Genomic DNA, 293 nt, shown 5'->3' on the forward strand with positions numbered 1-293 from the left:
GATGACGAAGTTGTTGAGTGTTCACACAGATTGCCTTGATTCAAAGTAGTTAGAGCAAAGACCTGATGCAGTGATGCATCAGCTTCTGTTGTCCAGCCTTCGGGATGGATGAGAGAAAACCTCTTCTGCCGGATAACGGGATGTGAATAGCAGTTAACTGCTACCTGTTGTCTCAGTGTGCAAGCACTGCAAAGCAGACTCGGGGTCCCCTTCGTCTAGAGGCCTAGGACACCGCCCTTTCACGGCGGTAACAGGGGTTCGAATCCCCTAGGGGACGCCACTTCTCTTCTTGC

The 293-nt window shown here is 51.5% G+C and carries 1 tRNA gene; it reads left to right on the forward strand.

The window, feature by feature from the left end:
* Positions 1–204 precede the first annotated feature (204 nt).
* A tRNA-Glu gene (locus ACW5W7_RS21350) sits at positions 205–280 on the forward strand.
* Positions 281–293 lie beyond the last annotated feature (13 nt).

This window comes from Aeromonas intestinalis, from assembly GCF_054052485.1.